This window comes from Pseudomonas uvaldensis (assembly GCF_021271205.1).
In the GTDB taxonomy this organism is placed as follows: Bacteria; Pseudomonadota; Gammaproteobacteria; order Pseudomonadales; family Pseudomonadaceae; genus Aquipseudomonas; species Aquipseudomonas uvaldensis.
This window is the reverse complement of the sequence record NZ_JAIWKS010000007.1, coordinates 49,200-75,222: the sequence shown is the minus strand read 5'-3', so window position 1 is coordinate 75,222 and position 26,023 is coordinate 49,200. Positions and strand designations below refer to the sequence as shown.

The window sequence follows — 26,023 nt, the reverse complement described above, 5'->3', positions numbered from 1 at the left end:
GGTTACTCCACGCTCGCCGGGGCAGCGTTGTTCTGTTTTTCGATGACCTGTTCCACTTCTTCGGCAGGCTTGGTGTCCGGCTTGACCCACCAGGTGGTGGTGCCGATGTCATAGGTCGGCGTGACGTTGGGGTGGCCGATATGGTTCCAGTAGGCCACGCGCCAGGTCTTGATGTGCCAGTTGGGGATCACGTAGTAGCCCCATTGCAGCACGCGGTCCAGCGCACGGGCATGGGCCACCAGGCTCTTGCGAGAGTCGGCGTTGATCAGTTGCTCCACCAACTGGTCCACGGCAGGATCCTTCAGGCCCATGGTGTTGCGGCTGCCGGGCCTGTCGGCGGCCGCCGACATCCAGAACTCGCGCTGTTCGTTACCCGGCGAGCTGGACTGCGGGAAGCTGCCCACCACCAGATCGAAATCCCGCGAGCGCACGCGGTTGATGTACTGGGACACGTCCACCCGGCGGATCACCAGTTCGATACCCAGGTCGCTGAGGTTGCGCTTGAACGGCAACAGCACCCGCTCGAATTCGGTCTGGGCCAGCAGGAATTCAAGCACCACCGGTTTGCCCTGGGCATCGACCATCTTGTCGTCGACGATGCGCCAGCCGGCTTCCTGCAGCAGTTGGTACGCCTTGCGCTGCTGGTCGCGGATCATGCCGCTGCCATCGCATATCGATGGCTGGAAGGCTTCGGTAAAGACTTGCTCGGGAATCTTGCCGCGAAGGGGCTCGAGGATCTTCAGTTCGTCTTCGCCGGGCAGGCCGGTGGCGGCCATCTCCGAATTCTCGAAATAGCTGCGTGTGCGGGTATAGGCGCCGCTGAACAATTGCTTGTTGGTCCACTCGAAGTCCAGCAGCAGGCTCAGGGCTTTGCGTACTCGCACGTCCTGGAACACCGGGCGGCGCAGGTTGAAGACAAAGCCCTGCATGCCGGTGGGGTTGCCATTGGGGATCTGTTCCTTGATCAGCCGCCCTTCGGTCACGGCGGGGATGTTGTAGGCGCTGGCCCAGTTCTTGGCGCTCATTTCCAGCCAGAAATCGAACTGCCCGGCTTTCAGCGCTTCGACCGCGACGGTGTTGTCGCGGTAGTAGTCGGTGGTCAGCACGTCGAAGTTGTAGAAGCCACGGTTGACCGGCAGGTCCTTGCCCCAGTAGTCCTTCACCCGCTCATAGCGGATCGAACGCCCGGCCTTCACCTCGGTGACACGGTAGGGGCCGCTGCCCAGCGGGATTTCCAGGTTGCCCTTGTTGAAATCGCGGTTGGCCCACCAATGCTTGGGCAGTACCGGCAATTGGCCGAGGATCAGCGGTAATTCCCGGTTATTCGTGTGCTTGAACTTGAACAGCACCTTGAGCGGGTCTTCGGCGATGACTTCGGCAACGTCGTTGTAATAGCCCCGGTACAACGGCGCGCCGTCCCTGGTCAGGGTCTGGAAGCTGAAGACCACGTCTTCGGCGCGCACCGGATGGCCGTCGTTGAAACGCGCTTCGGGGCGCAGGTAGAAGCGCACCCAGGCGTTGTCCGGGGCTTTCTCGATTTTCTCGGCGATCAGGCCGTATTCGGTAATGGGTTCGTCCAGGCCCTGCTTGGCCAGGGTGTCGTAGATCAGGCTGATGTCATCGGCCGGCACGCCCTTGCTGATGAATGGATTGAGGCTGTCGAAACCGCCAAACCCGCCCTGGCGAAAGATACCGCCCTTGGGCGCATCGGGGTTCACGTAGTCGAAATGCTTGAAATTGGCCGGATACTTTGGCGGCTCGTTGTACAAGGTCACGGCGTGCTGCGGGGCGGCGCAGGCCAGCCCGGCGAACAGCAGGCCACCGGCCTGCATGAGCAGGGCACGAAAAGGCTTCATTGATCTTTCTCCGAAGATTTCAACCACCACGCGCTCAGGCCCAGGGTATAGGGCGGCGTGGTGACGAAGGCGAACCGGTTGCGGTACGCCAGGCGATGATAATTGAGGTACCAGTTGGGAATGCAGTAGTGCTGCCACAACAGCACGCGGTCCAGGGCCTTGCCGGCGGCCACCTGTTCGTCGCGGGTCTGGGCGGCCAGGAGCTTTTCCAGTAGATGATCGACCACGGGATTGGCGATCCCGGCGTAGTTCTTGCTGCCCTTGACCCCGACCTGGCTGGAGTGGAAGTACTGCCATTGTTCAAGACCCGGGCTGAGGGTCTGGCTAAGGGTCAGCAGGATCATGTCGAAATCGAACTGGTCCAGGCGCTGCTTGTATTGGGCACGATCTACCGTGCGCAACCGGGCCTGGATGCCGATGCTGGCGAGGTTCTCGACATAAGGTTGGAGGATGCGTTCCAGGTTCGGGTTCACCAACAGGATCTCGAAGCGCAGGGGTTGGCTGTCGGCATTCACCAGGCGCTGGCCGTTGAGCGTCCATCCGGCTTCCTTCAGAAGTGCCAGGGCTTTGCGCAGGGTTTCCCGCGGGATGCCACGGCCGTCGGTCTGGGGCAGGCTGAAGGGTTCGCTGAACAACCGCGCCGGCAATTGCTCGCGGTAGGGTTTGAGCAGCAGCCATTCGTGGCCCACCGGCAGGCCGCTGGCAGAGAACTCGCTGTTGGGGTAGTAACTCAGGGTGCGCTTGTAGGCGCTGCTGAACAGCGTGCGGTTGGTCCACTCGAAATCGAACATCAGCCCCAGCGCTTCACGTACTTTGACCTCGGCGAAGATGCTTCGCCGGGTGTTCATGAACAGGCCCTGGGTCTGGGTCGGGATCTGGTGGGGAATCTGCGCCTTGATCACCTCGCCGCGGTCGACGGCCGGGAAGTCATAGCCATTGGCCCAGTTCTTGGCCTGGTGCTCGATATAGATATCGAACTCACCGGCTTTGAAGGCTTCGAACGCGACGTCGCTGTCGCGATAGAACTCAACCTCCATTCGGTCGACATTATATTTGCCCCGGTTGACCGGCAGATCTTTGCCCCAGTAATCCTTGACCCTTTCGAACACCAGCTGGCGTCCAGGCTGCACCTTTGTGATGCGATAGGGACCGCTGCCCAGGGGCGGTTCGAAGTTGGTGGCCTTGAAGTCGCGGTCTTTCCAGTAATGCTGGGGCAGCACCGGCAATTCGCCCAGGCGCAGGATGAACAACGGATTGCCCGCCCGCTTGAACACAAAGCGGATTTTCAGTGGATTGAGGATGTCGACCCGCAGCACTTCCTGAAGGTTGGTGCGGTATTGCGGGTGGCCGTCCTTGAGCAACGTCCGGTAGGAAAACGCTACGTCATAGGCAGTGATCGGTACGCCATCGTGGAACCGTGCTTCGGGTCGCAGGTTGAACACCACCCAGCTGCGATCCTCGCTGTACTCCACCGACTGGGCGATCAGGCCGTAGCTGGAGGTCGGTTCATCACCGGACGGCGCGTACTGGCCAGTGCCGACCATCAGCGGTTCGTTCAGCTCGTTGATGCCGTATTGCAGGAAATTCGCCGTGGAAACCGGGCTGCTGCCCTTGAATGTGTAGGGATTGAGCGTATCGAAGGTGCCAAATGCCATGACCCGCAAGGTACCGCCCTTGGGCGCTTGCGGGTTGACCCAGTCGAAATGGGTAAATCTGGCCGGGTACTTGAGCGTGCCGAACTGCGCATAGCCATGGCTTTCGCTGATGGCTGCGCTGGCGGAAGAGCTCAAGGCCAGGCTGATCAGGAGCAGGAGGAGGGGATGTATCAAGTCTGAAATCCGATCCAGGCGGCTTGGGCTTTTATGGCCCGTACAGTAACAGCTTGTATCGGCAGGAAAAAGGCGGGGGGCTGTGGCGAGGGGATTTATCCCCTCGCCACAGGAGTCCGGTGTCAATGTGGAGAGTAGACCGTCAGCATTTGCCCGGGCTTGAGGGCCTTGCCCATGCGCGGATTCCAGCGCTTGAGGTGTTGCATTTCGACGTTGAAGCGCTTGGCCACCACGTACAGCGAGTCCCCTTGCTGGACTTTGTACTGGGTCTGCTTCTTCTGGTTCTTGCTGTTGGCCGCGACCACGGTGTTGATTCGCTTGCCAGTGTTCTTGGTTGCCTTGGTGGCCTTGACGTCCTGCATCACCAGGGTCTGGCCGACCTTGAGCCTGTTGCCACTGAGTTTGTTCCAGCGCTGCAGGTCCTTGGTCTGGACGTTGTTGGCCTTGGCGATCTGCGCCAGGTTGTCACCGCGCTTGACCCGGTAGGTGCGCCGGGCGCCTGCGACTTCCTCGCCGTCACCGGCGGTTTCAAAGACCGGTTTGAGCGAGCGTTGGCTGATCAGCTCTTCGGGGCGCATGGTCGACAGGCTGGCCGTCAGCAACTGGGCCTTGGAGGTGGGTACCAGCAGGTGTTGCGGGCCGTCGATGGTGGTGCGTTGCTTGAAGGCGGGGTTGAGCTGGAACAGCTCGTCTTCGTCGATGTTCGCCACTGCCGCGACCTTGGACAGGTCCATGCGCTGGTTGATCTCGACGACCTGGAAATAGGGCTCGTTGGCGATCGGGTTGAGGTTCACGCCATAGGCATCGGGAGACAGCACCACCTGGGACAGCGCCAGCAACTTGGGCACATAGGCCTGGGTTTCGGCCGGTAGCGGCAGGTTCCAGTAGTCGGTGGGCAGGCCCAGTTTTTCGTTACGCTCGATGGCGCGGCTGACGGTGCCTTCACCGGCGTTGTATGCGGCCAGTGCCAGCAGCCAGTCGCCGTTGAACATGTCGTGCAGGCGCGTCAGGTAATCCATGGCGGCCGTGGTGGACGCCGTGATATCACGTCGCCCGTCGTAAAAACGGGTCTGGCGCAGGTTGAAGTAGCGCCCGGTGGACGGGATGAACTGCCACAATCCGACGGCATTGGCCCGGGAATAGGCCATGGGGTTGTAGGCGCTTTCGATGACCGGCAGCAGCGCCAGTTCCAGCGGCATGTTGCGCTCTTCGAGGCGCTCGACGATGTAGTGCATGTACAGGCTGCCGCGTTCGCCGGCGCCTTCGAGAAAGGACGGGTTGCTGGCGAACCACAGGCGTTGCTGCTCGATACGCGGGTTCACGCCGGCGGTTTCCTGCAGCTGGAAACCCTGGCGCATGCGCTCCCAGATATCCTGGGGCACTTGGGGGCTGGGCTTCTCGCTGAGCCATACAGGCTTCTGCTTGGCGCGGGCAGCCATGTTCTTCGGCGTGGCCGCGTCGGTCTGCGGCACCTGGCCCGTGCTCTGGCAGCCCGCCAGGGTGGCGGACACGGCCACCGCAATGGCTTGAGCCAAGCGGGTCAATGTGTCTGACTGAACGGACCTACGTATGGATGACGACATTGGCTGGAAGTAAGTTCCGGGCAAAAATGTCGGCCGATTCTAGAAAGCGCACCCCAACAGGTCAACCATTCAGAATTTTTGTATCGCCGGACGACGGGCTTAGAACTTATCTTTCCAAGCCCTCAAGGCCGCAAAAACCTCACTCGGCGTCCCGTTTCGCTGGCCGTTCCGTTCGTCTGCTTTTTGTTTAACTAATGTTTCAGCGGTTCGCAGGAAGGGGTTGGTGCGTTTTTCCAGGGCCAGGGTCGAGGGCAGGGTCATGACACCGTCGCTGCGCTGGCGGGCGACTTTTTCCAGACGGGCGGCAATGTCAGGATTGTCGGGTTCCACCGCGGCGGCGAACTTCAAGTTGCTCAACGTATATTCATGGGTGCAGTACACCAGCGTATCCTCGGGCAGGGCGGCGAGCCGGCCGAGCGAGCGATGCATCTGGTCGGGCGTACCCTCGAAGAGGCGCCCGCAGCCGGCGGCGAACAGGGTGTCGCCGCAGAACAGCAGGCCATGATGGTAATAAGCGATATGGCCCAGTGTATGGCCGGGCACGGCGAAGACGTCGAAGTCCAGCCCGAGCACGTTGATCCGGTCGTCGTCCCCGAGCGCCACATCCCGCGCCGGGATGTTCTCGCTGGCCGGGCCATAGACCGTAGCACCGGTGGCTTTTTTCAACGCCTCGACTCCGCCGACATGGTCATGGTGGTGATGGGTGACCAATATGTCGCTCAGGGCCCAGCCTGGATGGGCTTCGAGCCAGGCTTGCACCGGCGCGGCGTCACCCGGGTCGACCACGGCGCAGCGCAGGGTGGCGTGATCCTGTAACAACCAGATGTAGTTATCGGTGAACGCGGGCAGTGCACTGATCTGTATCATCGCGGAATTCGCCAAGCGGAAAACAAAGGCGCATCTTAGAACTTCCTGGCGCGTTGGAGAATGTAAATGACCGATGAAGCGTTCGCTCAGGCCGATCCCGAGTGGCTGGCGCTGATCAGCGCGGCCCGTGAATGGCTATCCGGCCCCGTCGGGCAATTGCTGCTGGAAGAGGAGCGGCGCATGCTCGAGGACGAGCTGGGCCGTTTCTTTGGCGGTTACCTGGTGCATTACGGACCGTCGGCACAGACGCCACCGGCTGCGCCGCAGGTCCAGCGCAATGTTCGCCTGGGGGCGCCGCTGCCAGGGGTCGAGATCGTCTGTGAAGAACAGGCGTGGCCCTTGAGCGAGCACGCCGCCGACGTGGTGGTGATGCAGCATGGCCTGGATTTTTGCCTGTCGCCCCACGGCTTGTTGCGTGAGGCCGCCAGCAGCGTGCGTCCCGGCGGGCACCTGGTGATCATTGGCATCAATCCCTGGAGCAGTTGGGGCCTGCGCCATGTATTCGCCCACGACGGCTTGCGCCAGGCCCGTTGCATCTCGGCGTCGAGGGTGGGCGACTGGCTCAACCTGCTGGGCTTCGCGCTGGAGAAACGCCGCTTCGGGTGCTATCGTCCGCCGCTCGCGTCGCCCAAGTGGCAGGCTCGTCTGGCTGGCTGGGAACGCCGGGCCGGCGGCTGGCAACTGTCCGGCGGCGGCTTCTATCTTCTGGTGGCGCGCAAGATCGCCGTCGGGCTGCGCCCGGTGCGCCAGGTGCGGCGCGAGCCGATGGGCAAGCTGATTCCCTTGCCGATGGCCAAGGTCAATCGTCGCCATATCGAGCCATAACCTTTTTTCCATGGCCTGACCGGTATCATCGCCGGCGGGCCTGTGTTTTTTCTGGACAGACCGCATGAGCGATAGCGTAGAACTTTTCACTGACGGCGCCTGCAAGGGCAATCCCGGCCCGGGTGGCTGGGGGGCGCTGTTGATTTACAAGGGTGTTGAAAAGGAACTCTGGGGCGGCGAAGCCAATACCACCAACAATCGCATGGAGCTAATGGGTGCCATTCGTGGCCTCGAAGAACTCAAGCGGCCCTGTGACGTGTTGCTGGTGACCGATTCGCAGTACGTGATGAAAGGCATCAATGAGTGGATGGCGAACTGGAAAAAGCGCGGCTGGAAGACGGCTGCGAAGGAGCCGGTCAAGAACGCCGACCTGTGGATGCTGCTGGATGAGCAGGTCAACCGCCACAAGGTCACCTGGAAATGGGTGCGTGGCCACATCGGCCACCCCGGTAACGAACGGGCCGACCAGTTGGCCAATCGCGGGGTGGATGAGGTGCGTGGTTACAAACAGGCCTGATTCAACCCTGTCCACAAAAGTTACAGCCAGCAAAAGCTGCGGTCAGTCATTCCCCGCAGCGTGTTAAGATCCGTGCTTTTGCAAGCCTGCCCGCTGAGAACTGAACACTGATGGCCAACAGATCTGTAGTACTGGATACCGAAACCACCGGCATGCCGGTGACCGATGGTCACCGGATTATCGAAATCGGTTGTGTCGAGTTGATCGGCCGGCGCCTGACCGGTCGCCATTTCCACGTGTACCTGCAACCGGACCGCGAAAGTGACGAGGGCGCCATCGGCGTTCACGGCATCACCAATGAATTCCTGGTGGGCAAGCCGCGTTTCGCCGAAGTGGCCGACGAGTTCTTCGAGTTCATCCAGGGCGCTCAGCTGATCATCCATAACGCGGCGTTCGACGTGGGCTTCATCAACAACGAATTCGCGTTGATGGGCCAGCACGACCGGGCCGATATCAGCCAGCATTGCACCATTCTCGACACCCTGGTCATGGCCCGCGAACGGCATCCGGGGCAGCGCAACAGCCTCGATGCGTTGTGCAAGCGCTATGGCGTCGACAACTCCGGTCGTGAACTGCACGGCGCCTTGCTCGACTCCGAGATTCTGGCCGACGTCTACCTGACCATGACCGGTGGTCAGACCAGCCTGTCCCTGGCAGGCAACGCCTCGGATGGCAATGGCACCGGAGAAGGCTCGGGCAACAAGGCTTCGGAAATCCGCCGTTTGCCTGCTGATCGCCGGCCTGCCCGGATCATCCGCGCCAGTGAAAGCGACCTCGCCGAACATGCCGCGCGTCTGGAAGCCATCGCCAAGTCGGCCGGCGCTCCGGCACTGTGGACGCAGTTGGCTGAGGCTGGCCAGTGAGGGATTGACGATCGGATGCCCGTTGGGGGCAGGCTTGCTCGCCAAGGCGGTGTGTCATAAAGATGGTTGCTGAGCCACCGCTTTCGCGAGCAAGCCCGCTCCCACAACGGGCGTTGTTTGTATTCATTTCTCGCCACAATCGCCCATACCTTCTACCCTGAGGGCACGGACAGGCTATGGATCCCGCTTGATGTACGACGTTTCGATAGGCAAGAGCAATAGATGGCGCCGTGCCGTTGATTGCCTCATGGAATGAGGAGCTTTCCCAGCATGCAACCGGTCGTGAATCCCAAACATCCTGGCCTGTCGGTGCGGGTCGTCGATGACGGCTTCGCTGCCTATATCTGGGGCAGCGATTTCAGTTTCGAAGTCAACGCCTACGGCACGGCACAGATCGGTCGTCCGGTGAGCCAGTGGCCGATCACTCCTATCGTTCCTTACAGCAAGTGTTATGGCATCGATCCTGAAGAGTTCAGCGGCTTCCACGGTGTTCCGGACAGCGAAATCTTCATGGCGTACCTGGACGACCAGCCGGTGGGCCATTTAGTGATCAGCACCAACTGGAACGGTTTCGCTCACATCGACGAACTGGCGGTGCATGCCCCGGCCCGTCGCCATGGCGTGGCCAGGGCGTTGCTCGACGTCGCCCAGTTCTGGAGCCGCAAGAAAAAACTGCCGGGAATCATGCTCGAAACCCAGAACAACAACTTGGGGGCCTGCCGGCTCTATGAACGTTGTGGTTACGTGCTGGGCGGCATCGATCACCTGCGTTATCGCGGCATCGACCGGCATACCGCCGAGGTGGCGTTGTTCTGGTACCGGCTGTTCGATGACCCGCTGGGCATGTCGGTCAGTGGCTCAGCAACGCCTCGGCTTGTTCCTTGATCAGTTCCAGCAGCGACTGGAGGGTGGGCGAGGGCGCCGTGTCGTTCAGATGCAGGGCATAGAGGCTGATGGGAACGGCGGGCGACACCGGGCACACATCCAGCCCACCCTCCTTGGCGCCCGAGGCCGTGAAGGGGTCGACGATGGCCAGCCCTTCGCCGGCCTCGACCATGGCGCGCATCATCTGATGGGTTTGTACGCGAATCTGGACCAGCGGCGCCGGGCGCAACGCCCCCAGCTTGTTGTCGAATGCGGGGCTCAACGGATCGTGACCTTCCAGCCCCACCAGCGACTGACCCGCCAGATCCTGTAGGGAGATGTACTTTTGTCGCGGTTGTAACCAGCCGTGGGGCGCCAGCAATTGCAGTTTGCCCTGGGCGATCACCTGGCAATGAATGTCCGGGTGTTCGGGATCGTGCAGGCTCAGGCCCAGGTCGCTGTCGCGCAACAGCAGGCTACGGACAATGTCGCGGGTCGGCTGGCTGAGCAGCGTGCAGGGGGCATCCGGATAACGACGACGCAGGGCGGCCATGCTGCGGGGCAACAATTGCTGGGCCAGCGGCGGGGTGCAGATGATCCGCAGCGGAGGCGCTTGATAGTGCTTCAGGCTGGCGGCCAACCGTTGTACCGGTTCGAGGGCGTCATACACGCCCGTGATGCCTTCGCGCAAATCAAGTGCTTCCCGAGTGGCTTGCAGTCGCCCGCGTACACTGGCGAACAGCATGAAGCCCAACTGGGCCTCGGCGTCGCGCAGGATCGCCTCGACCTCAGCCGTCGGCAGTTGCAGCCATTCGGCCGCCGTGCCGAGGTGGCCGGTCTGCAACAGCGCCTGGATCACTTCGATGTGGCGTAAACGCATGCAGGAAGTCCATGTTGGGCGGGTAGGCCGTTGAGTGGCTGAATCCTAACCCAAGTCCAGGTACGACTTCTGCTTAACTTATAACGCTATGGAGGTTTCAGGTTCGCGTGTCAGTTCGATCCCTGACTGCACCAGTACAAACCGGTCGTTGTCCACCTTGTTGACTCGGTCCCCGATGGCCAACTTGTAAGTAGTGACAGGCTCCTTGCCATTACCGTCCGGCGACGGGGTCGACTCCTGGAATTCATACACCGAATAGACGCGACCTTCGGCGTCTCGCGCATGAAACTGTCCGACTTGTACTGCTGCCATTGCTTAGAACCTCTGGAAATAGATCACTCGATTTGCGGTTCTGTAGACCTTGCTCACTCGCGGTAAGTTTTCCTACAAGAAAAAAATAGTCCAGACGGCAGGTTTTCGGTTTTCCGCTGGTCCAATAGTCCGCCCGATCATCTATAAATAGGGCTCCCTAATCCCGAGTCGAGAACACCAATGAGTAATGTCTACACAGTGGCTGTTTTAGTGGGTAGCCTGCGCAAGGCGTCGATCAATCGCAAAGTGGCGCTGGCCCTGGCGGATCTCGCGCCGGCCAACCTGAAGCTGGAAATCGTCGAGATCGGCGAGCTGGCGCTCTATAACGAAGACCTCGATGTCACGCCGCCAGCGGCCTATCAGACCTTTCGTCAGAAGGTCGGCGCCGCCGATGCCCTGCTGTTCGTCACGCCTGAATACAACCGCTCGGTGCCGGCCCCGTTGAAGAACGCCATCGACGTCGGCTCCCGTCCGTACGGCCAGAGTTGCCTGAGCGGCAAGCCTGGCGCGGTGATCAGCGCATCGCCGGGGGCCATCGGTGGTTTCGGTGCCAACCATCATTTGCGTCAATCCCTGGTGTTTCTCGACGTGCCTTGCATGCAACAGCCGGAAGCCTATCTGGGGGGCGCCGGGGCCGCGTTCGACGAGGCGGGAAATCTGTCCGAGTCGCTGAGGCCGATTTTGCAGAAATTCATCGATGCTTACGGCAAGTGGGTCGAACAGCATAAAAAGCGCTAGTCGATAGGCCCTGAATCTGTAGGAGCAAAGCTTGCTCGCGATAGCGGCGGACCAGCCACAGCAGTTGTCGACTGATTCACCCCAATCGCGAGCAAGCTATGCTCCCACAGGTTTCGCGTCAGCCGACCTCTCGTCTTAAACCTGCTTCAACCTGTCATTCCTGACAGTAGACACTCCCATCTCGACGCGTCTTAATAATTCCTCGGTCACGTCGCCTCTATTGCTTTATTGGCAACCCCTCAAGCATCGAGGTGTTCTCCATGGAAAAGCGATTTCCCCCGCGTTATTCGCCAAACAGCCAATCATTGGCAGGCCTTGATCCGCCTTGGTTTCCGGGCTGGACACTGTCCGTCGAGGACTTTGATGCCGGCATTCCGGCCAGGCTGGTGGAAGGTGGGCTGCTCTGCGTTGTCGATCCCTGGACCGACATGGAGATCGGCGACGCCTTCAGCCTCTACTGGAGCGACAGCACAACGCCGGTCTGGAGCACCACCATCGATCTGAACCAGAAGAACGAGCGACTGACTTTTCGGATCGATGAGGGGCATATCGTCAGAGGCGACGCTTTTCCAGTGTTCTACAGCGTGCTGCGGGTAGGCGCCACGCTGCCCATAGAGTCTCAGCCGCAGTGGAAGCTGTTTGTCAAACTCGACCCACCCGGCGGTTTCGATGAGGACCAGGGCACCCCGGGTCACTCGGGTCTGGAATATTCGATTCCCCAGGACATTATCGATAACGGCGTCGGTCCCATCGAGGCCGCGGCGGGTGTGCAGATCACCATCAAGCCATACAAGTTCATGCGCCGTAATGACCGGATCAATGTGGCCTGGGGCAACGAGAACGTCTATCGTACGGTGGCCGATGGCGAGGTGGGGCAGGAGATCATCATCACCATTCCCCCGGAGGTCATCGAGCGAGCCGACGACAGCGATGCCCTTGCCGTGGCCTATCAGGTGGTGGACGAGTGCGGCAACTATCCGGGCGGTTACTGGCGCTGGTCGGCGGTCACCTATCTTCTGGTAGATGTGAACAACAACCGGCTCGACCCGCCGCTGGTGCTGGTCAATGGCTTCCCCGTCGAGGAAATCGACCTTGCCGAACTGGCCGGGAACCCGGTCACCGTCCGAGTCACCGCCAACCGCTACGAGCACGTCATAGGTGATGTGCTGCGCATGACTTGGCGCGGCACGGCCGCCGACAGTACGCCGGTGATCGTCGGCCCGCTGGAGGAAACGGTTCAAACCATTCCCTATTTCTATGACTTCACCATTCCCAATGCCGATGTTGCGGCCATCGCCAAAGGGCGAGCCACGGTGGGTTACGTGCGGATCCGCAGTGGCGAGAAGGATCTTCCCTCGAAAACCACCTCCGTGACGGTGATCGGCGACACCCGCCAATACCTGGCCCCCGACATTGTGGAAGCCGTGGGCGGCACGCTGGATCCGGACCTGAATTTCTACACCCTGTCCATTCCGTACTACCCAGGGCGAACCGACGGCGACGAGATCATCATCGTGTGCGACGGGCGCACTTCCACCACGCTGCCGACCTACCATGAAGTGACCGCCATCGTCAGCGGGGAGGCGGTCGGCGCGCCGGTGCTGGCGAACCTGGCGAAAGAGCAGGTCAAGCGGCTCGATGGCGGCTCGCTCACGGTGTACTACAGCGTGAACGGCCAGCCCGAGTCGGAGCATTTGGCTTTGAGCGTGGGAGTTGCCGCGCCGTCATTGCCTATCCCGACGGTAGTGGAAGCACCCGACGACGTACTGAACCCGGACGACGTTAATCCCGCCATCGGCGCTAACGTGATCGCGACCTACACCGCAACCCTGCCGGAGGACAAGGTCGTGCTGCGTTGGCGCGGTTCGTCGAGCAATGCCCCGGATCAGACAAGAACCCTGACCGCGAACACCGCGGGCAAAGTGGTGCCGTTTACCGTGCCGTTCAGGTACGTGACCGAGAACCTCAATGGCACCGTGGATGTCAGCTACGCCGTCACCCGTGGCACGACCTTGGTGGGCAACTCCATTGTCCGGCACCTGACGGTGGGGTCGGCCCTGGAGCTCAGGGCCCCTTCGGTCAAGGAGGCCAACGGCGCCATCCTGAACCCGGTCCAAGCCAAGGACTCGCTCCACATCGTTGTGCCGGCCAACGCCGCGCTGCTGCCCGAGGACAAACTCAAAGTCACCTGGACCGGCGCACCGGGCACGCCGGCCGGGGGGTCGTACACCTCGGGGGAATGGCCGGTCAGGGATGGCTGGGACGTTCCGATTACCAACAGCGTGGTGGCGTTCAACCTGGGCAAGGCGGTGACGGTGACCTACACGGTGATCCAGAACGGCGTGGAGTCGCCGCCGTCGGATCCGTTTGTGCTGAATGTGCAGGCGATGCCTGTGGCGAGCCTGCCGATGCCGTTGATTCCGCAGGCGGCGCAGGGAGGACTTGGTACGGAGTTGGATCTGGGTACATTTACCGGAGATGCGCGTGTCACTGTCGCGCCGTGGCCGTTGATTGCGGTCGGTCAGCGGGTTTGGCTGAGTTGCGAGGGGATTGCCAGTGATGGTTCGAATTACACGATTCCGTTGTATGCCGGCTCAGAAGTCAGCTCAAGCCAAGTGACTGCTGGGCTTTCTACGCCGTTGTTACGAAGCGAGTTGGAGAAACTGCGTGATGGTTCTGAGCTAAAAGTTGTGCTGCTGGTGACGTTCAATCGAACCAGTAACCAGAGCGATGCCGTTACCTTTCCGCTACGGACTTACATTGTCAGAGCGGTTGCACTGATTGCTCCTACTCTTACCGATATCTCTGACAGTCAAGGTTCGGTTGTCGATGGGACCACGGTCGAAACCAGCGTCGTAGTCACCGGCACTGGCAACAGCGGCCAGCAGATTCAACTGATGGATGGGGATAGCGCTATTGGCAATGCGGTTGATATCCCCGCCAATACTACAACTTGGGACACCACGCTTGCAGGGCTGACCGCCAGGACCTACAGCCTTAAAGCCAGGGCCCTATACGGCATTGGACTGGAATCGGCAGTAAAAAGCTTCACCGTAGTGGAGCCATTAACGATAGACCCGACACAGATGGAACTTTCCACCTGGATATTCTTGAGCAGCACGGGGGCCGTGCCGCCCAATCCTTACGAGGGCGCGTATGGCTATCGCCAGCCCACCGGCGGAGCGCCTCCTTATAAATACTACTCAAGCGCTCCTGAAATTGCCCATGTTGATTTGAATACCGGGAAGGTCACTTCCTTTGGCAACGGGGCAGCCACCATCTATGCCGTGGATGAGAACGGTGCGCAGGCATCTTATTCGGTTGCGGTATCCAATGTGTTCGTGGCCTTCGGAACGGGAATTAATGGCACATATAAGCAGTGCAGCGATGAGGCGGCCGCTCGAGGCGGACGGATTCCAACACGCGATGAATGGCACAGAATGAGGCTTGACTACAACGGTTTCCCCGGAGTCGGTCCCAATTGGACATGGTCCTCGACTACGTGGGGCATTGCCTATATGTATGGTATCCAGACCGAGACAGGCGCGGAAAAAGCGCTTGAATACGTGCTGGGTAAGGATCGGGCGGATGGTTTTGGCATCAAGGCGAAATAGCTCGCTTTCACAGGCCCAAGCTTACCGAAGCGGCTGTTCTCTTTATCCTTCATCCTCCGGCTACACCGCCTTGCGCCATTGCCTACAACTGCGCCAGAATCCGCCGGCTTGTGCGCCTGAGAGGCGGGTTCTATCGTTGCCGGGTCGCTGATTGATCAGTGATCGGGTTTGGTAGCCCGGGCTTTCGGTGCATAGCGTCATCTTGCAAGCGCAATCATGTGCTTCGCTTTATGGTGGCCATGCGCAGGGCCTTTTCGGAGGCGCCGGCTCCGATGCCCGGTCTACCAACCTTCGTATGGCCACCGCCCCAATTCGTTTGGTAGCGAGAGGGTGATGGCTCCTTTTCAAATGCATCGGAGCTTCACTATGTTCAAAGTAACCCCCAACCCACCAGACACCGACCCAACCCCAACCGCCTTCGACAAAGCCGCCAAACGCGCCCTCGATTTCTACCTCAAGCCCGACCCCGAAACCGACCCACCCCCAGGCCAACTCTTCACCGTGGTGAGCGGCATCGACACCGAATGCCTGCTCGCCAACCTCAGCGAAACCCTGGCCTCGGCCGACGCCATGATCAGTAATCTGGCGTTCGAGCTGGAAGGCTCGCGCCGGCATGTGGCGTTGGGTATCCAGCAGTTGATCGAGCTGGGTGGATTGCTGGCGAACCGGGCGCTGGATAAGGTCGACGCACGCTAGTCGATACAGCCTATAAACCTGTGGGAGCAAGGCTTGCCCGCGATGACGGCGGTACATTCAATAGGGATGCAAGCTGGTCCGCCGCTATCGCGAGCAAGCTATGCTCCCACAGGTTTTGTGCCAGTTCGCCATTCGTCTTAAACCTGCTTCCACCTGTGAGTTCTGACAGTAGCCGTCCCGGTCCGGCAGCGGTCTGATAACCCCATCGTCTGAATGCTTCACGACAAAGGGAATCCGACCATGACCGATTCATTAACAGTTCCCGATCAAACGGTGCTGAATCTGTCCCAAATGCTGGTCCTCGCATTCTTTCTGTTGACCTTAGGAACTGCCGAAGCGGCCGTGCCTTCGGACACTTCAGAACAAGGTCCATGGGGAGATTGGGGCGCGCCTGCTTACTGCCCTGCGAATCAATATGTCTGGGGCTTCCGGGTCAAGGGTGAACCCTATCAAGGCAGTGGCGATGATTCGGCATTGAATGCAATCCAGCTCATCTGTAAGGACACCAATACCGGGGCGAAAACGTACATTCGCAGTCTCGAAGGGAGGTGGGGAACCTGGGGCAAGGATCACCTCTGCCAGGAGACCCCCGCTATCGGCTTTGCCATTCAAGTAGAGCGGTTCCAGGGCAGGGATAAGGAAAAAGGCTCCAAGGATGATACGGCTGCCGGCAATATCAAAATGACTTGCGGGTCGGAAACTCTAGTGGGTGATCCGCCCGCTGCGTGGGGGGATTGGACCCGATTCTATAGCTGCCTTGATGAGGGCGTTAAAAAGATAAAAGGGTTCCGGACCAAAGTGGAACCTGATCAGGGCAATGGTGACGATACGGCCCTGAATGCAATGCAGGTGTACTGTGATTACTAGAAAAGCCTTGCCTGATTTATCTGTTCTTGTGAGTGAACAGCATCGGTGCATTGATCCCCGCTTTACCGAATATTTGGATTTCCATATATTCACCCTTCGCTCATCCAGAAGTCTCCCACCATGCCCAATCCCCCCACACCCGTCGACATCTTCAAGGCCCTGGCCGACGACACCCGTACCCGCATCGCGCTGTTGGTGGCTCGGGAAGGGGAGTTGTGTGTCTGTGAACTCACCGCCGCCCTGGACCTGAGCCAGCCGAAGATCTCCCGGCATCTGGCGCAGTTGCGTCATGCGGGCCTGCTCAGCGACCGGCGGCAAGGGCAGTGGGTTTATTACCGTTTGCACCCGCAATTGCCAGCCTGGGTCGGCACCCTGCTGGAGCAGGCGCTGGCGGCGAGCACAGAGTGGCTGGCGGAAGATGCCCGGCGTTTGACCGCGATGGCCGACCGTCCAGTGCGTTGCTGCTGATCTTTTCTACATTTTCCTCAAGGCTGTTGTGCATGCTCATTGCGTCGTTGATTTTCCTGCTGACCATTACCCTCGTGATCTGGCAGCCCAAGGGGCTGGGCGTCGGGTGGAGCGCGACGTTCGGCGCGTTGCTGGCCTTGTTGAGCGGGGTGGTGTCGGTCGGTGACATTGCCCTGGTGTGGCAGATCATCTGGAATGCCACCGGCACGTTCGTCGCGCTGATCATTATCAGTCTGTTGCTGGACGAAGCGGGTTTCTTCGCCTGGGCGGCGCTGCACGTGGCTCGCTGGGGGCGGGGCAACGGACGCAAACTGTTTGCCTTCATGGTGTTGCTCGGTGCGTTGGTGTCGGCGCTGTTTGCCAATGACGGCGCGGCGCTGATCCTCACGCCCATCGTGATCTCCATGCTGCTGGCCCTGCGCTTTTCCCCGGCGGCGACCCTGGCCTTCGTGATGGGCGCCGGCTTCATTGCCGACACGGCGAGCCTGCCGCTGGTGGTGTCGAACCTGGTCAACATCGTGTCGGCGGATTTCTTCGGCATCGGCTTCAACCGCTACGCCTCGGTGATGGTGCCGGTGAACCTGGTGGCGGTGGCGGCGAGCCTGGGGATTCTGCTGTGGTTCTTCCGGCGCGATATCCCCCGTGATTACGATCCGGATCAACTGGACGACCCGGCGAGTGCGATCCACGACACGGCCACGTTCTACGCCGGCTGGGTGGTGTTGGCGATCCTGTTGCTGGGCTGTTTCGCCCTGGAGCCGCTGGGCATTCCCATCAGCGCGATTTCGGCTGTCTGCGCCGCGTTGCTGCTGGCGGTCGCCGCTCGCGGCCACAAGATCTCCACCCGCAAGGCCATGAAAGAGGCGCCCTGGCAGATCGTGATTTTTTCCCTGGGCATGTATTTGGTGGTCTACGGGCTGCGCAATGCCGGCCTGACCGATTACCTGTCCCGGTGGCTCGATGTTTTCGCCGGCTATGGGGTGTGGGGCGCGGCCATGGGGACCGGGTTGCTGACGGCGCTGCTTTCGTCGGTGATGAACAACCTGCCGACGGTGCTGGTCGGCGCTTTGTCCATCGACGCCAGTCAGGCCACTGGGGTGGTGAAGGAGGCAATGGTCTATGCCAATGTGATCGGCAGCGACCTGGGGCCGAAAATCACCCCCATTGGCAGCCTGGCCACTTTGCTCTGGCTGCATGTGCTGGCGCGCAAGGACATCCGGATCGGCTGGGGGTATTACTTCAAGGTCGGGGTTGTGTTGACGGTGCCGGTATTGCTGGTGACGTTGGCGGCGCTGGCCTTGCGGTTGTCGTTCTAGACCGCGTTGGCTTCATCGCGAGCAGGCCGGTCCAGGCACAGCAGACACTCAGGTATTACCCGGCACATCCGGCCAAAGATCCGCCACCAGGAACACCCGCTCGGCTTCTTCCCACTCGCCGTCGGCGTTTTCGGTCAGGCGTACCATCAACTGGGCCGGGGCCATAGGGTCAAGGGCCCCAAGCCACGTCCGCAATTGTCCGGCGTTCCAGGTCTGGTCCGCCGGATAATGCGCCGGCGCCAGCCAGGCGGCGCGGGGCAGGGGTTGCCAGCGGCCCGGTGGGCGTTGGGCGATGAAGGCCGGCCAGTCGCGCTGGTGCAGCCAGCTACCCCGTAAGTGCCTGGGATGCGCTCCGGCTGGCGGTTCGGCGTGGCCGGGCCAGGGGTAAAGCAGGTAGCCCCCCAGCCAGAGTTCGGAGCGGAACGACTCGATGCCGGAAGGCTCGATGCCCAGCGCCGACAGGGCGTCGCGGCTTTCCGGGCGCGCCGATATCGGCAACTGGTGTTCACGCAGATGAGTCAGTTTGCGGTCGAGCCGGTCGTGACAGCCCGGGCCGAGCCATTGCGCGCTGTCCTGCCCGTTGCCGTCCTGAGGGCCCAAGTACAACTTGATCGCCAGTTCCAGATGATGGACGCCATCGCCGTCGCGCAGCAGCAGGTCCAGCTCGCCCAAGGTCTGGCCTTGATGGCGGATCGGCAGGTTCGCGGCGATCAGTTCGATGCCCGGTGCATGCTGCACGGCGAACTGCCACAACCTTTCGTAATACAGGCCCAGGCGCCGGGTCCGGGCCTGGGACAGGCAGTGCAGCAGGGGATAGCTGTCGCGGTCCAGTTGCCGCAGCCAATGCGCCAGGCGATCAGGTTCGCGCACCCAGTCACTGCCGGTCAGCGGATGGCGTTGGGGCCAGGGCGCGTCGATGAGCATCGGCGGGGCGAGGATCACCCACGCCAGATCGCGCACCTCGGGGTGGCGCAAGCGGCGGGGCAGGTCCAGCAGTTCGGGAAAGAGGATCATTTTGCGAGCATAGCCTGCCGCGAAGGCTTAAAGCATTTTGTCTATGGGCCGCTTTCGCCCATAATCGGGTTTTTCGCCCGTCGCAGACCCTCGCAGGAGCCCCATGGAGCAATTTCGCAATATCGGCATCATCGGTCGCCTGGGCAGTTCACAGGTGTTGGACACCGTTCGCCGCCTCAAACGTTTCCTCCTGGAGCGGCACCTGCATGTGATCCTCGAAGACACCATCGCCGAAGTGCTGCCGGGCCACGGCTTGCAGACGTCGTCGCGCAAGATGCTGGGCGAAGTCTGCGACATGGTGATCGTGGTCGGCGGTGACGGCAGCCTGTTGGGCGCCGCGCGGGCCCTGGCGCGGCACAACATTCCGGTGCTGGGGATCAACCGGGGCAGCCTGGGGTTCCTGACCGATATCCGCCCGGACGAGCTGGAAACCAAGGTCGCCGAAGTGCTGGACGGCCACTACCTGGTGGAAAACCGCTTCCTGCTGCAGGCCGAGGTGCGCCGTCACGCCGAGGCCATCGGCCAGGGCGATGCCCTCAACGACGTGGTGCTGCACCCCGGCAAATCCACGCGCATGATCGAGTTCGAGCTGTACATCGACGGCCAGTTCGTCTGCAGCCAGAAGGCCGACGGCCTGATCGTCGCCACGCCTACCGGCTCCACGGCCTATGCGCTGTCGGCGGGTGGACCGATCATGCATCCCAAGCTCGACGCTATTGTGATTGTGCCCATGTATCCCCATACCTTGTCTGGGCGACCCATCGTGGTCGATGGCAACAGTGAGCTGAAAATCGTCGTGTCCAAGGATATGCAGATCTACCCGCAAGTGTCCTGTGACGGCCAGAACCATTTCACCTGCGCGCCGGGTGACACCATCACCGTCAGCAAAAAGGCGCAGAAGCTGCGCCTGATTCATCCGCTTGACCACAATTACTACGAAGTCTGCCGGACCAAGCTCGGCTGGGGCAGTCGGTTGGGAGGAAGGGGCGACTGATGCTCGATCCTGCGCGAAGTTACGACCTGATCGGTGACGTGCACGGATGCGCCCTGACCCTGGAACACCTGCTGGACCGTCTCGGTTACCAGAAGCAGGGCGGGGTCTGGCGGCATCGGTCGCGCATGGCCGTGTTCCTGGGCGATATCATCGACCGGGGCCCGCGTATCCGCGAGGCGCTGCACATCGTCCACGACATGGTGGTGGCCGGCCAGGCGCTGTGCATCATGGGCAACCATGAGTTCAACGCCCTGGGCTGGAGCACCCCGGCGTTGCCCGGCAGTGGCCAACGCTATGTGCGCGAGCACACGCCGCGCCATGCCCGACTGCTCAACGAAACCCTGACTCAGTTCGAACACCACCCCGGCGACTGGCACGATTTCCTCGCCTGGTTCTACGAACTGCCACTGTTCGTCGACGCCGGTCGGTTCCGAGTGGTGCATGCCTGTTGGGACGGGGGGCTGATCGAGCCGCTGCGGGGCCTGTTCCCGGATGGCTGCGTCGACGAGCATTTTCTCCAGGCTTCGGCGCAATCGGGCAGCTTTGCCTGCACGGTGTTCGACCGCCTGCTGCGGGGCACCGACATGCGCCTGCCCCATGGCATGACCCTGACCGGCGGCGATGGCCTGACCCGTTCGTTCTTCCGCACCAAGTTCTGGGAGGACGACCCGCAGACCTACGGCGATATTGTCTTCCAGCCCGACGCCTTGCCCGAACCGGTGGCGCGCAGGCTTCTGTCTCCCGATGAAAAGAACAACCTGCTGCGTTACGGCATCGATGAACCGCTGCTGTTCGTCGGTCACTACTGGCGTAGCGGCAAACCCGCGCCGATTCGTCCGAACCTGGCGTGCCTGGATTACAGCGCCGTGCTCTACGGCAAACTGGCGGCCTATCGCCTGGACCAGGAAACCCACCTGGATCCGAACAAGTTCGTCTGGGTCGATGTGGAACGACCGGAGGTGGTAAAGTGACCGCTGTCGCTGTGTTGCGTTTACCCCTGGCCCAAGACCTGAGCGGTTTCGTCAAGTTGCTGCAACGCATGCAGGTGCCTCACCGCGTCAGCGAAGAGGCGGGCGAACAGGTGCTGTGGGTGCCGGACGACATCAGCGAGGACGTGCGCTCCCTGTACGAACGCTTTCCGGCGGGTGATCCCGAGCAACAGCTGGAGCTGCCTGTCAGCAGTACCACCCCACGGCGACCGGGTTTCGTCGAGCAATTGACCCGCAGTCCGATCACCGCCCTGGTGTTGCTGCTGAGCCTGATCGTTGGCGCGGTCACCTTGCTGGGCGACAATCTTGGAACCTTGCGCTGGCTGACCTTCCTGGAATTTCGCGTCGTCGGCGACTACATCCATTTCACCCCCCTGGCAGACAGCCTGGCGGCGGGGCAGTGGTGGCGCCTGGTGACGCCGATGCTGATCCACTTCGGTTTCCTGCACATTGCCATGAATGGCATGTGGTACTGGGAACTGGGCCGCCGGATCGAAGCGCGCCAGGGCGGCATCAACCTGCTGGGGCTGACGCTGCTGTTCAGTCTCGTATCCAATTTTGCCCAGTATTTCTTCAGCGGGCCGACCCTGTTCGGTGGGTTGTCCGGGGTGCTGTACGGCTTGCTGGGGCATTGCTGGATCTATCAACTGCTGGCGCCAAACCCCGCCTATCACTTGCCCCGTGGGGTGCTGGTGATGATGCTGGTGTGGCTGCTGCTGTGCCTGTCCGGGCTGGTTTCGCTGATCGGCTTCGGCGACATCGCCAACGCGGCCCACGTCGGCGGGCTGCTCGTCGGTTGCTTCACAGGGCTGTTGGGTGGGCTGTTCGCTCGCCGTAAAATGGCCCTCTGACCGGCGCCTGTGCCTCTTGAATATGCGCGATAGCGCGGAGAACCTATGTCTTCGTTCAACGAAATGATCAAAAACATCACCCCCGACATCTACCGCAGCCTGAAACTGGCGGTGGAGATCGGTAAATGGGCCGACGGCAACAAGCTCACCGCCGAGCAGCGCGAGCTGTCGTTGCAGGCGATGATCGCCTGGGAAATCCAGAACCTGCCCGAGGAAGAGCGCACCGGCTACATGGGCCCGCAGGAGTGCCAGTCGAAGGCGCACGAAGTGCCGAACATCCTGTTCAAGTCGGATGCCATCCATTGATCGAGATTGGCCGCGGTGCAATCAGCAAGATGTCGGCGCGCCTTGACGGGCCGACCGTGCAATATGCCTTTCGCCTGGGTGATGTCGAGGTGCCGGTCAACCCGCTGATCGGCAGCACGGTGCGCCTGGAGTTTCTCGGTGCGATCCATTGCACCCACTGCGGGCGCAGGACCAAGACCAGCTTCAGCCAGGGTTATTGCTACCCGTGCATGACCAAGCTGGCGCAATGCGACGTGTGCATCATGAGCCCCGAGCGCTGCCATTTCGAGGCTGGCACCTGCCGCGAACCGGCCTGGGGCGAGCAATTCTGCATGACCGCTCATGTGGTCTACCTGGCGAACTCGTCAGGCGTGAAGGTCGGCATCACCCGCGCCACGCAACTGCCGACCCGCTGGCTCGACCAGGGCGCCAGCCAGGCGCTGCCGATCCTGAGGGTCGCCACGCGCCAGCAGTCGGGGTTCGTCGAAGACCTGTTCCGCAGCCAGGTGGCGGACAAGACCAATTGGCGCGCCTTGCTCAAGGGCGACGCGGTGGCGGTGGACCTGCCGAAGATCCGTGATTCGCTGTTCGAAAGCTGTGCCGAGGGATTGCAGGGCTTGCAGGAACGATTCGGCCTGCAGGCGATCCAGACCATAGCGGACGTCGAACCGATCGAGATCCGTTATCCGGTGGAGCAGTACCCGGCCAAGATCGTCAGTTTCAACCTGGACAAGGACCCGATTGCCGAAGGCACGCTGCTGGGGATCAAGGGCCAGTACCTGATTTTCGACACCGGCGTGATCAACATTCGTAAGTACACGGCCTATCAGCTCGCCGTGCATCAGTAGAAGGATTCGACCCATGCGCACCGAACAACCGAAGATGATTTACCTGAAGGATTATCAGGCGCCCGAGTACCTGATCGATGAGACGCACCTGACCTTTGAGTTGTTCGAGGACCACAGCCTGGTCCATGCGCAACTGGTGATGCGCCGCAACCCCGAGCGCGGTGCCGGACTGCCGCCGCTGGTGCTGGATGGCCAGCATTTGGAACTGCTGTCGGTCAAGCTGGACGATGCCGATCTGAGCCCAAGTGATTACCAATTGGACGACAACCACCTGACCCTGCATCCAAAGACGCAGGCGTTCACGGTCGACACCAGCGTGCGGATCCACCCGGAAACCAACACTGCCCTGGAAGGCCTGTACAAATCCGGCAGCATGTTCTGCACCCAGTGCGAGGCCGAGGGTTTCCGCAAGATCACCTATTACCTCGACCGCCCGGATGTGATGAGCAAATTCACCACCACCGTGGTGGCCGAGCAGCATAGCTATCCGGTGCTGCTGTCCAACGGCAACCCGATTGCCAGCGGCCCGGGCGAAGACGGCCGGCACTGGGCGACCTGGGAAGATCCATTCAAGAAGCCTGCCTACCTGTTCGCTCTGGTGGCCGGTGACCTGTGGTGCGTCGAAGACACCTTCACCACCATGACCGAACGCACGGTGGCGCTGCGCATCTACGTCGAGCCGGAAAACATCGATAAATGCCAGCACGCCATGACCAGCCTGAAGAAGTCCATGCGCTGGGACGAAGAGGTCTACGGGCGCGAGTACGACCTGGACATCTTCATGATCGTCGCGGTCAACGATTTCAACATGGGCGCCATGGAGAACAAGGGCCTCAACATCTTCAACTCCAGTGCCGTGCTGGCCCGCGCCGAGACCGCCACCGACGCCGCGCACCAGCGGGTCGAGGCCATCGTCGCCCACGAGTATTTCCATAACTGGTCGGGTAACCGCGTGACCTGCCGCGACTGGTTCCAGCTGTCCCTCAAGGAAGGTTTCACGGTGTTCCGCGATGCCGGGTTCTCCGCCGACATGAACTCCGCCACCGTCAAGCGCATCCAGGACGTGGCTTACCTGCGTACTCACCAGTTTGCCGAAGACGCCGGCCCCATGGCCCACCCGGTGCGTCCGGACAGTTTCATCGAGATTTCCAACTTCTACACCCTGACCGTGTACGAAAAGGGCTCGGAAGTGGTCGGCATGATCCACACCCTGTTGGGGCCGGAAGGTTTCCGCAAGGGCAGCGACCTGTACTTCCAGCGCCACGACGGCCAGGCCGTGACTTGCGACGATTTCGTCAAAGCCATGGAAGACGCCAACGGCGTCGACCTGAGCCAGTTCAAGCGCTGGTACAGCCAGGCCGGCACACCACGGCTGGCGGTAAGCGAATCCTACGATGCCGCGGCGAAGACCTACAGCCTGACCTTCCGCCAGAGCTGCCCGCCGACGCCGGACAAGGCGGAAAAACTGCCGTTCGTGATTCCGGTGGAATTGGGGCTGCTGGACGGCAAGGGAGCTGAAATGCCACTGCGCCTGAGCGGGGAAGCCGCTGCGAACGGCACGTCCCGGGTGATCTCGGTGACCGAAGCCGAGCAGACCTTCACCTTTGTCGACATTGCCGAAAAACCGCTGCCTTCGTTGCTGCGCGGCTTCTCGGCACCGGTGAAGCTGAGCTTCCCGTACGACCGTGACCAGTTGATGTTCCTGATGCAGCATGACAGCGATGGTTTCAACCGCTGGGATGCCGGCCAGCAGTTGTCGGTGCAGGTGTTGCAGGAGCTGATCGCCCAGCATCAGAAGGGCGAAAGCCTGGTGCTGGATCCACGCCTGGTCACTGCGTTGCGCACCGTGCTGTCGGACGACACCCTGGATCAAGCCATGGTTGCGGAAATGCTCTCGCTGCCAAGCGAAGCCTATCTGACGGAAATCAGCGAAGTGGCCGACGTGGAAGCGATCCACGCCGCTCGTGAATTCGCACGCCAGCAACTGGCCGACAACCTGTTCGAAGCCCTGTGGCTGCGCTACGAGGCCAACCGCGATCTGTCGAAACGTACGCCGTATGTGGCCGAGGCCGAGCATTTCGCCCGTCGTGCCTTGCAGAACATCGCGCTGTCGTACCTGATGCTGACCGGCAAGCCTGAAGTGCTGAGTGCGACCCTGGAGCAGTTCGACACCGCCGACAACATGACCGAACGCCTCACGGCGCTGGCGGTGTTGGTCAACTCGCCCTTCGAAACCGAGAAGGCCAGGGCACTGGAAGTGTTCGCGGAAAACTTCAAGGGCAACCCGCTGGTCATGGACCAGTGGTTCAGCGTCCAGGCCGGCAGCCCGCTGCCCGGTGGGCTGGAGCGGGTCAAGGCGTTGATGGAACACCCGGCGTTCAACATCAAGAACCCGAACAAGGTGAGGGCGCTGATCGGTGCATTCGCCGGGCAGAACCTGATCAACTTCCATGCCGCCGACGGCTCGGGCTACCGCTTCCTGGCGGACCTGGTGATCCAGCTCAACGGCTTCAACCCGCAGATCGCCTCGCGGCAACTGGCGCCTTTGACCCGCTGGCGTAAATACGACAGCGTCCGCCAGGCCCTGATGAAGGCCGAGCTGGAGCGCATCCTGGCCTCCGGCGGGCTGTCCAGCGATGTGTTCGAGGTGGTGAGCAAGAGCCTGGCGTGATGTGAGTGCTGCGGTCTACCTTCGAGACCGCAGTGCTTTCTTCGCGAGCAAGCCCGCTCCCACAGGGGATTTTTGTTGGGCATGAGTCTTGTGTCCGACGCCAATCCCTTGTGGGAGCGGGCTTGCTCGCGAAGGGCGCACCACCGATATCCCCGAAATACATCCAGCCATCACCCCACCGAATACCCCGCCATTCACCCCCTGCGCCAACCCTTGCGGTTAACAAAAGATAACGTGCCGTCGATTGTCAGGTCTTCCGAAAGCCCGATAGGATAG

23 protein-coding genes are annotated in these 26,023 nt (G+C 61.3%); 16 read left to right on the top strand and 7 right to left on the bottom strand.

Features of this window, described 5'->3' with window-relative positions; genetic code table 11:
* Positions 1-2: 2 nt before the first annotated feature.
* The 4 genes from LCU97_RS17530 to gloB all read right to left on the bottom strand — a co-directional run bounded on the left by LCU97_RS17530 (position 3) and on the right by gloB (position 6,135).
* Positions 3-1,856 (bottom strand): extracellular solute-binding protein, encoded by a 1,854-nt coding sequence (locus LCU97_RS17530; protein ID WP_232777312.1) that lies wholly within the window; start codon positions 1,854-1,856, stop codon positions 3-5.
* Entirely contained in the window at positions 1,853-3,685 is a 1,833-nt protein-coding gene (locus tag LCU97_RS17525) for an extracellular solute-binding protein (protein ID WP_232777311.1), read from the bottom strand. The genes LCU97_RS17530 and LCU97_RS17525 overlap by 4 nt, the downstream gene beginning before the upstream one ends.
* A gap of 122 nt (positions 3,686-3,807) precedes the next feature.
* Complete coding sequence (locus LCU97_RS17520) at positions 3,808-5,268, bottom strand: transglycosylase SLT domain-containing protein (protein ID WP_053153846.1); 1,461 nt, start codon at positions 5,266-5,268, stop codon at positions 3,808-3,810.
* A gap of 99 nt (positions 5,269-5,367) precedes the next feature.
* Positions 5,368-6,135 (bottom strand): hydroxyacylglutathione hydrolase, encoded by a 768-nt coding sequence (gene gloB / locus LCU97_RS17515; RefSeq protein WP_053153841.1) that lies wholly within the window; start codon positions 6,133-6,135, stop codon positions 5,368-5,370.
* A 66-nt stretch (positions 6,136-6,201) separates the two neighbouring features.
* Between gloB and LCU97_RS17510 the strand changes: the two genes are divergently transcribed.
* The 4 genes from LCU97_RS17510 (at position 6,202) to LCU97_RS17495 (ending at position 9,225) form a co-directional block, all read left to right on the top strand.
* Positions 6,202-6,960 (top strand): class I SAM-dependent methyltransferase, encoded by a 759-nt coding sequence (locus LCU97_RS17510; RefSeq protein ID WP_053153838.1) that lies wholly within the window; start codon positions 6,202-6,204, stop codon positions 6,958-6,960.
* A gap of 64 nt (positions 6,961-7,024) precedes the next feature.
* A complete protein-coding gene (gene rnhA / locus LCU97_RS17505; RefSeq protein WP_053153835.1) occupies positions 7,025-7,477 on the top strand; it encodes a ribonuclease HI in 453 nt (150 codons plus the stop codon).
* A gap of 110 nt (positions 7,478-7,587) precedes the next feature.
* Complete coding sequence (gene dnaQ, locus LCU97_RS17500) at positions 7,588-8,340, top strand: DNA polymerase III subunit epsilon (protein ID WP_053153832.1); 753 nt, start codon at positions 7,588-7,590, stop codon at positions 8,338-8,340.
* A 270-nt stretch (positions 8,341-8,610) separates the two neighbouring features.
* Positions 8,611-9,225, top strand: coding sequence for a GNAT family N-acetyltransferase (locus LCU97_RS17495; protein ID WP_053153829.1), 615 nt, complete (start codon positions 8,611-8,613; stop codon positions 9,223-9,225).
* On the opposite strand, the gene LCU97_RS17490 is transcribed toward LCU97_RS17495, so the two are convergent.
* Positions 9,191-10,084, bottom strand: a complete 894-nt coding sequence (locus tag LCU97_RS17490; protein ID WP_232777310.1) for a LysR family transcriptional regulator — start codon at positions 10,082-10,084, stop codon at positions 9,191-9,193. The genes LCU97_RS17495 and LCU97_RS17490 overlap by 35 nt on opposite strands.
* A gap of 78 nt (positions 10,085-10,162) precedes the next feature.
* A complete protein-coding gene (locus LCU97_RS17485; protein ID WP_053153823.1) occupies positions 10,163-10,396 on the bottom strand; it encodes a hypothetical protein in 234 nt (77 codons plus the stop codon).
* Between the two features lie 180 nt (positions 10,397-10,576).
* On the opposite strand from LCU97_RS17485, the gene LCU97_RS17480 reads away from it, so the two are divergent.
* From LCU97_RS17480 to LCU97_RS17455, 6 genes are all read left to right on the top strand, one after another.
* Positions 10,577-11,134, top strand: coding sequence for an NADPH-dependent FMN reductase (locus LCU97_RS17480; RefSeq protein WP_053153820.1), 558 nt, complete (start codon positions 10,577-10,579; stop codon positions 11,132-11,134).
* Between the two features lie 260 nt (positions 11,135-11,394).
* Positions 11,395-14,748 (top strand): hypothetical protein, encoded by a 3,354-nt coding sequence (locus LCU97_RS17475; protein ID WP_232777309.1) that lies wholly within the window; start codon positions 11,395-11,397, stop codon positions 14,746-14,748.
* Positions 14,749-15,114: 366 nt separating this feature from the next.
* The gene (locus LCU97_RS17470; RefSeq protein WP_232777308.1) at positions 15,115-15,444 is read left to right on the top strand and encodes a DUF6124 family protein; all 330 of its coding nucleotides are present in this window, start codon (positions 15,115-15,117) and stop codon (positions 15,442-15,444) included.
* Between the two features lie 240 nt (positions 15,445-15,684).
* Entirely contained in the window at positions 15,685-16,311 is a 627-nt protein-coding gene (locus tag LCU97_RS17465; RefSeq protein ID WP_232777307.1) for a hypothetical protein, read from the top strand.
* Between the two features lie 120 nt (positions 16,312-16,431).
* The gene (locus tag LCU97_RS17460; RefSeq protein WP_053153808.1) at positions 16,432-16,779 is read left to right on the top strand and encodes a metalloregulator ArsR/SmtB family transcription factor; all 348 of its coding nucleotides are present in this window, start codon (positions 16,432-16,434) and stop codon (positions 16,777-16,779) included.
* A 32-nt stretch (positions 16,780-16,811) separates the two neighbouring features.
* Positions 16,812-18,095 (top strand): arsenic transporter, encoded by a 1,284-nt coding sequence (locus tag LCU97_RS17455; RefSeq protein WP_232777306.1) that lies wholly within the window; start codon positions 16,812-16,814, stop codon positions 18,093-18,095.
* A gap of 48 nt (positions 18,096-18,143) precedes the next feature.
* Here the strand turns inward: LCU97_RS17455 and LCU97_RS17450 are convergent, their stop codons facing one another.
* The gene (locus LCU97_RS17450) at positions 18,144-19,109 is read right to left on the bottom strand and encodes a DUF1853 family protein (protein ID WP_232777305.1); all 966 of its coding nucleotides are present in this window, start codon (positions 19,107-19,109) and stop codon (positions 18,144-18,146) included.
* Between the two features lie 103 nt (positions 19,110-19,212).
* On the opposite strand from LCU97_RS17450, the gene LCU97_RS17445 reads away from it, so the two are divergent.
* Genes LCU97_RS17445 through pepN form a run of 6 tightly spaced genes read left to right on the top strand, consistent with a single transcriptional unit; the run spans position 19,213 to position 25,747 of the window.
* Positions 19,213-20,103 (top strand): NAD(+) kinase, encoded by an 891-nt coding sequence (locus tag LCU97_RS17445; RefSeq protein WP_024776985.1) that lies wholly within the window; start codon positions 19,213-19,215, stop codon positions 20,101-20,103.
* A complete protein-coding gene (locus LCU97_RS17440; RefSeq protein ID WP_408636413.1) occupies positions 20,100-21,074 on the top strand; it encodes a metallophosphoesterase in 975 nt (324 codons plus the stop codon). Before LCU97_RS17445 ends, LCU97_RS17440 begins: the two co-directional genes overlap by 4 nt.
* The gene (locus LCU97_RS17435; protein WP_232777303.1) at positions 21,071-21,943 is read left to right on the top strand and encodes a rhomboid family intramembrane serine protease; all 873 of its coding nucleotides are present in this window, start codon (positions 21,071-21,073) and stop codon (positions 21,941-21,943) included. Before LCU97_RS17440 ends, LCU97_RS17435 begins: the two co-directional genes overlap by 4 nt.
* A 45-nt stretch (positions 21,944-21,988) precedes the next feature.
* On the top strand, positions 21,989-22,249 hold the full coding sequence (locus LCU97_RS17430) for a YeaC family protein (protein WP_053153794.1): 261 nt from the start codon (positions 21,989-21,991) through the stop codon (positions 22,247-22,249).
* Positions 22,246-23,076, top strand: a complete 831-nt coding sequence (locus LCU97_RS17425) for a DUF2797 domain-containing protein (RefSeq protein WP_053153791.1) — start codon at positions 22,246-22,248, stop codon at positions 23,074-23,076. The genes LCU97_RS17430 and LCU97_RS17425 overlap by 4 nt, the downstream gene beginning before the upstream one ends.
* A 13-nt stretch (positions 23,077-23,089) precedes the next feature.
* A complete protein-coding gene (gene pepN / locus LCU97_RS17420) occupies positions 23,090-25,747 on the top strand; it encodes an aminopeptidase N (RefSeq protein ID WP_053153788.1) in 2,658 nt (885 codons plus the stop codon).
* The last annotated feature ends 276 nt before the right edge of the window (positions 25,748-26,023 follow it).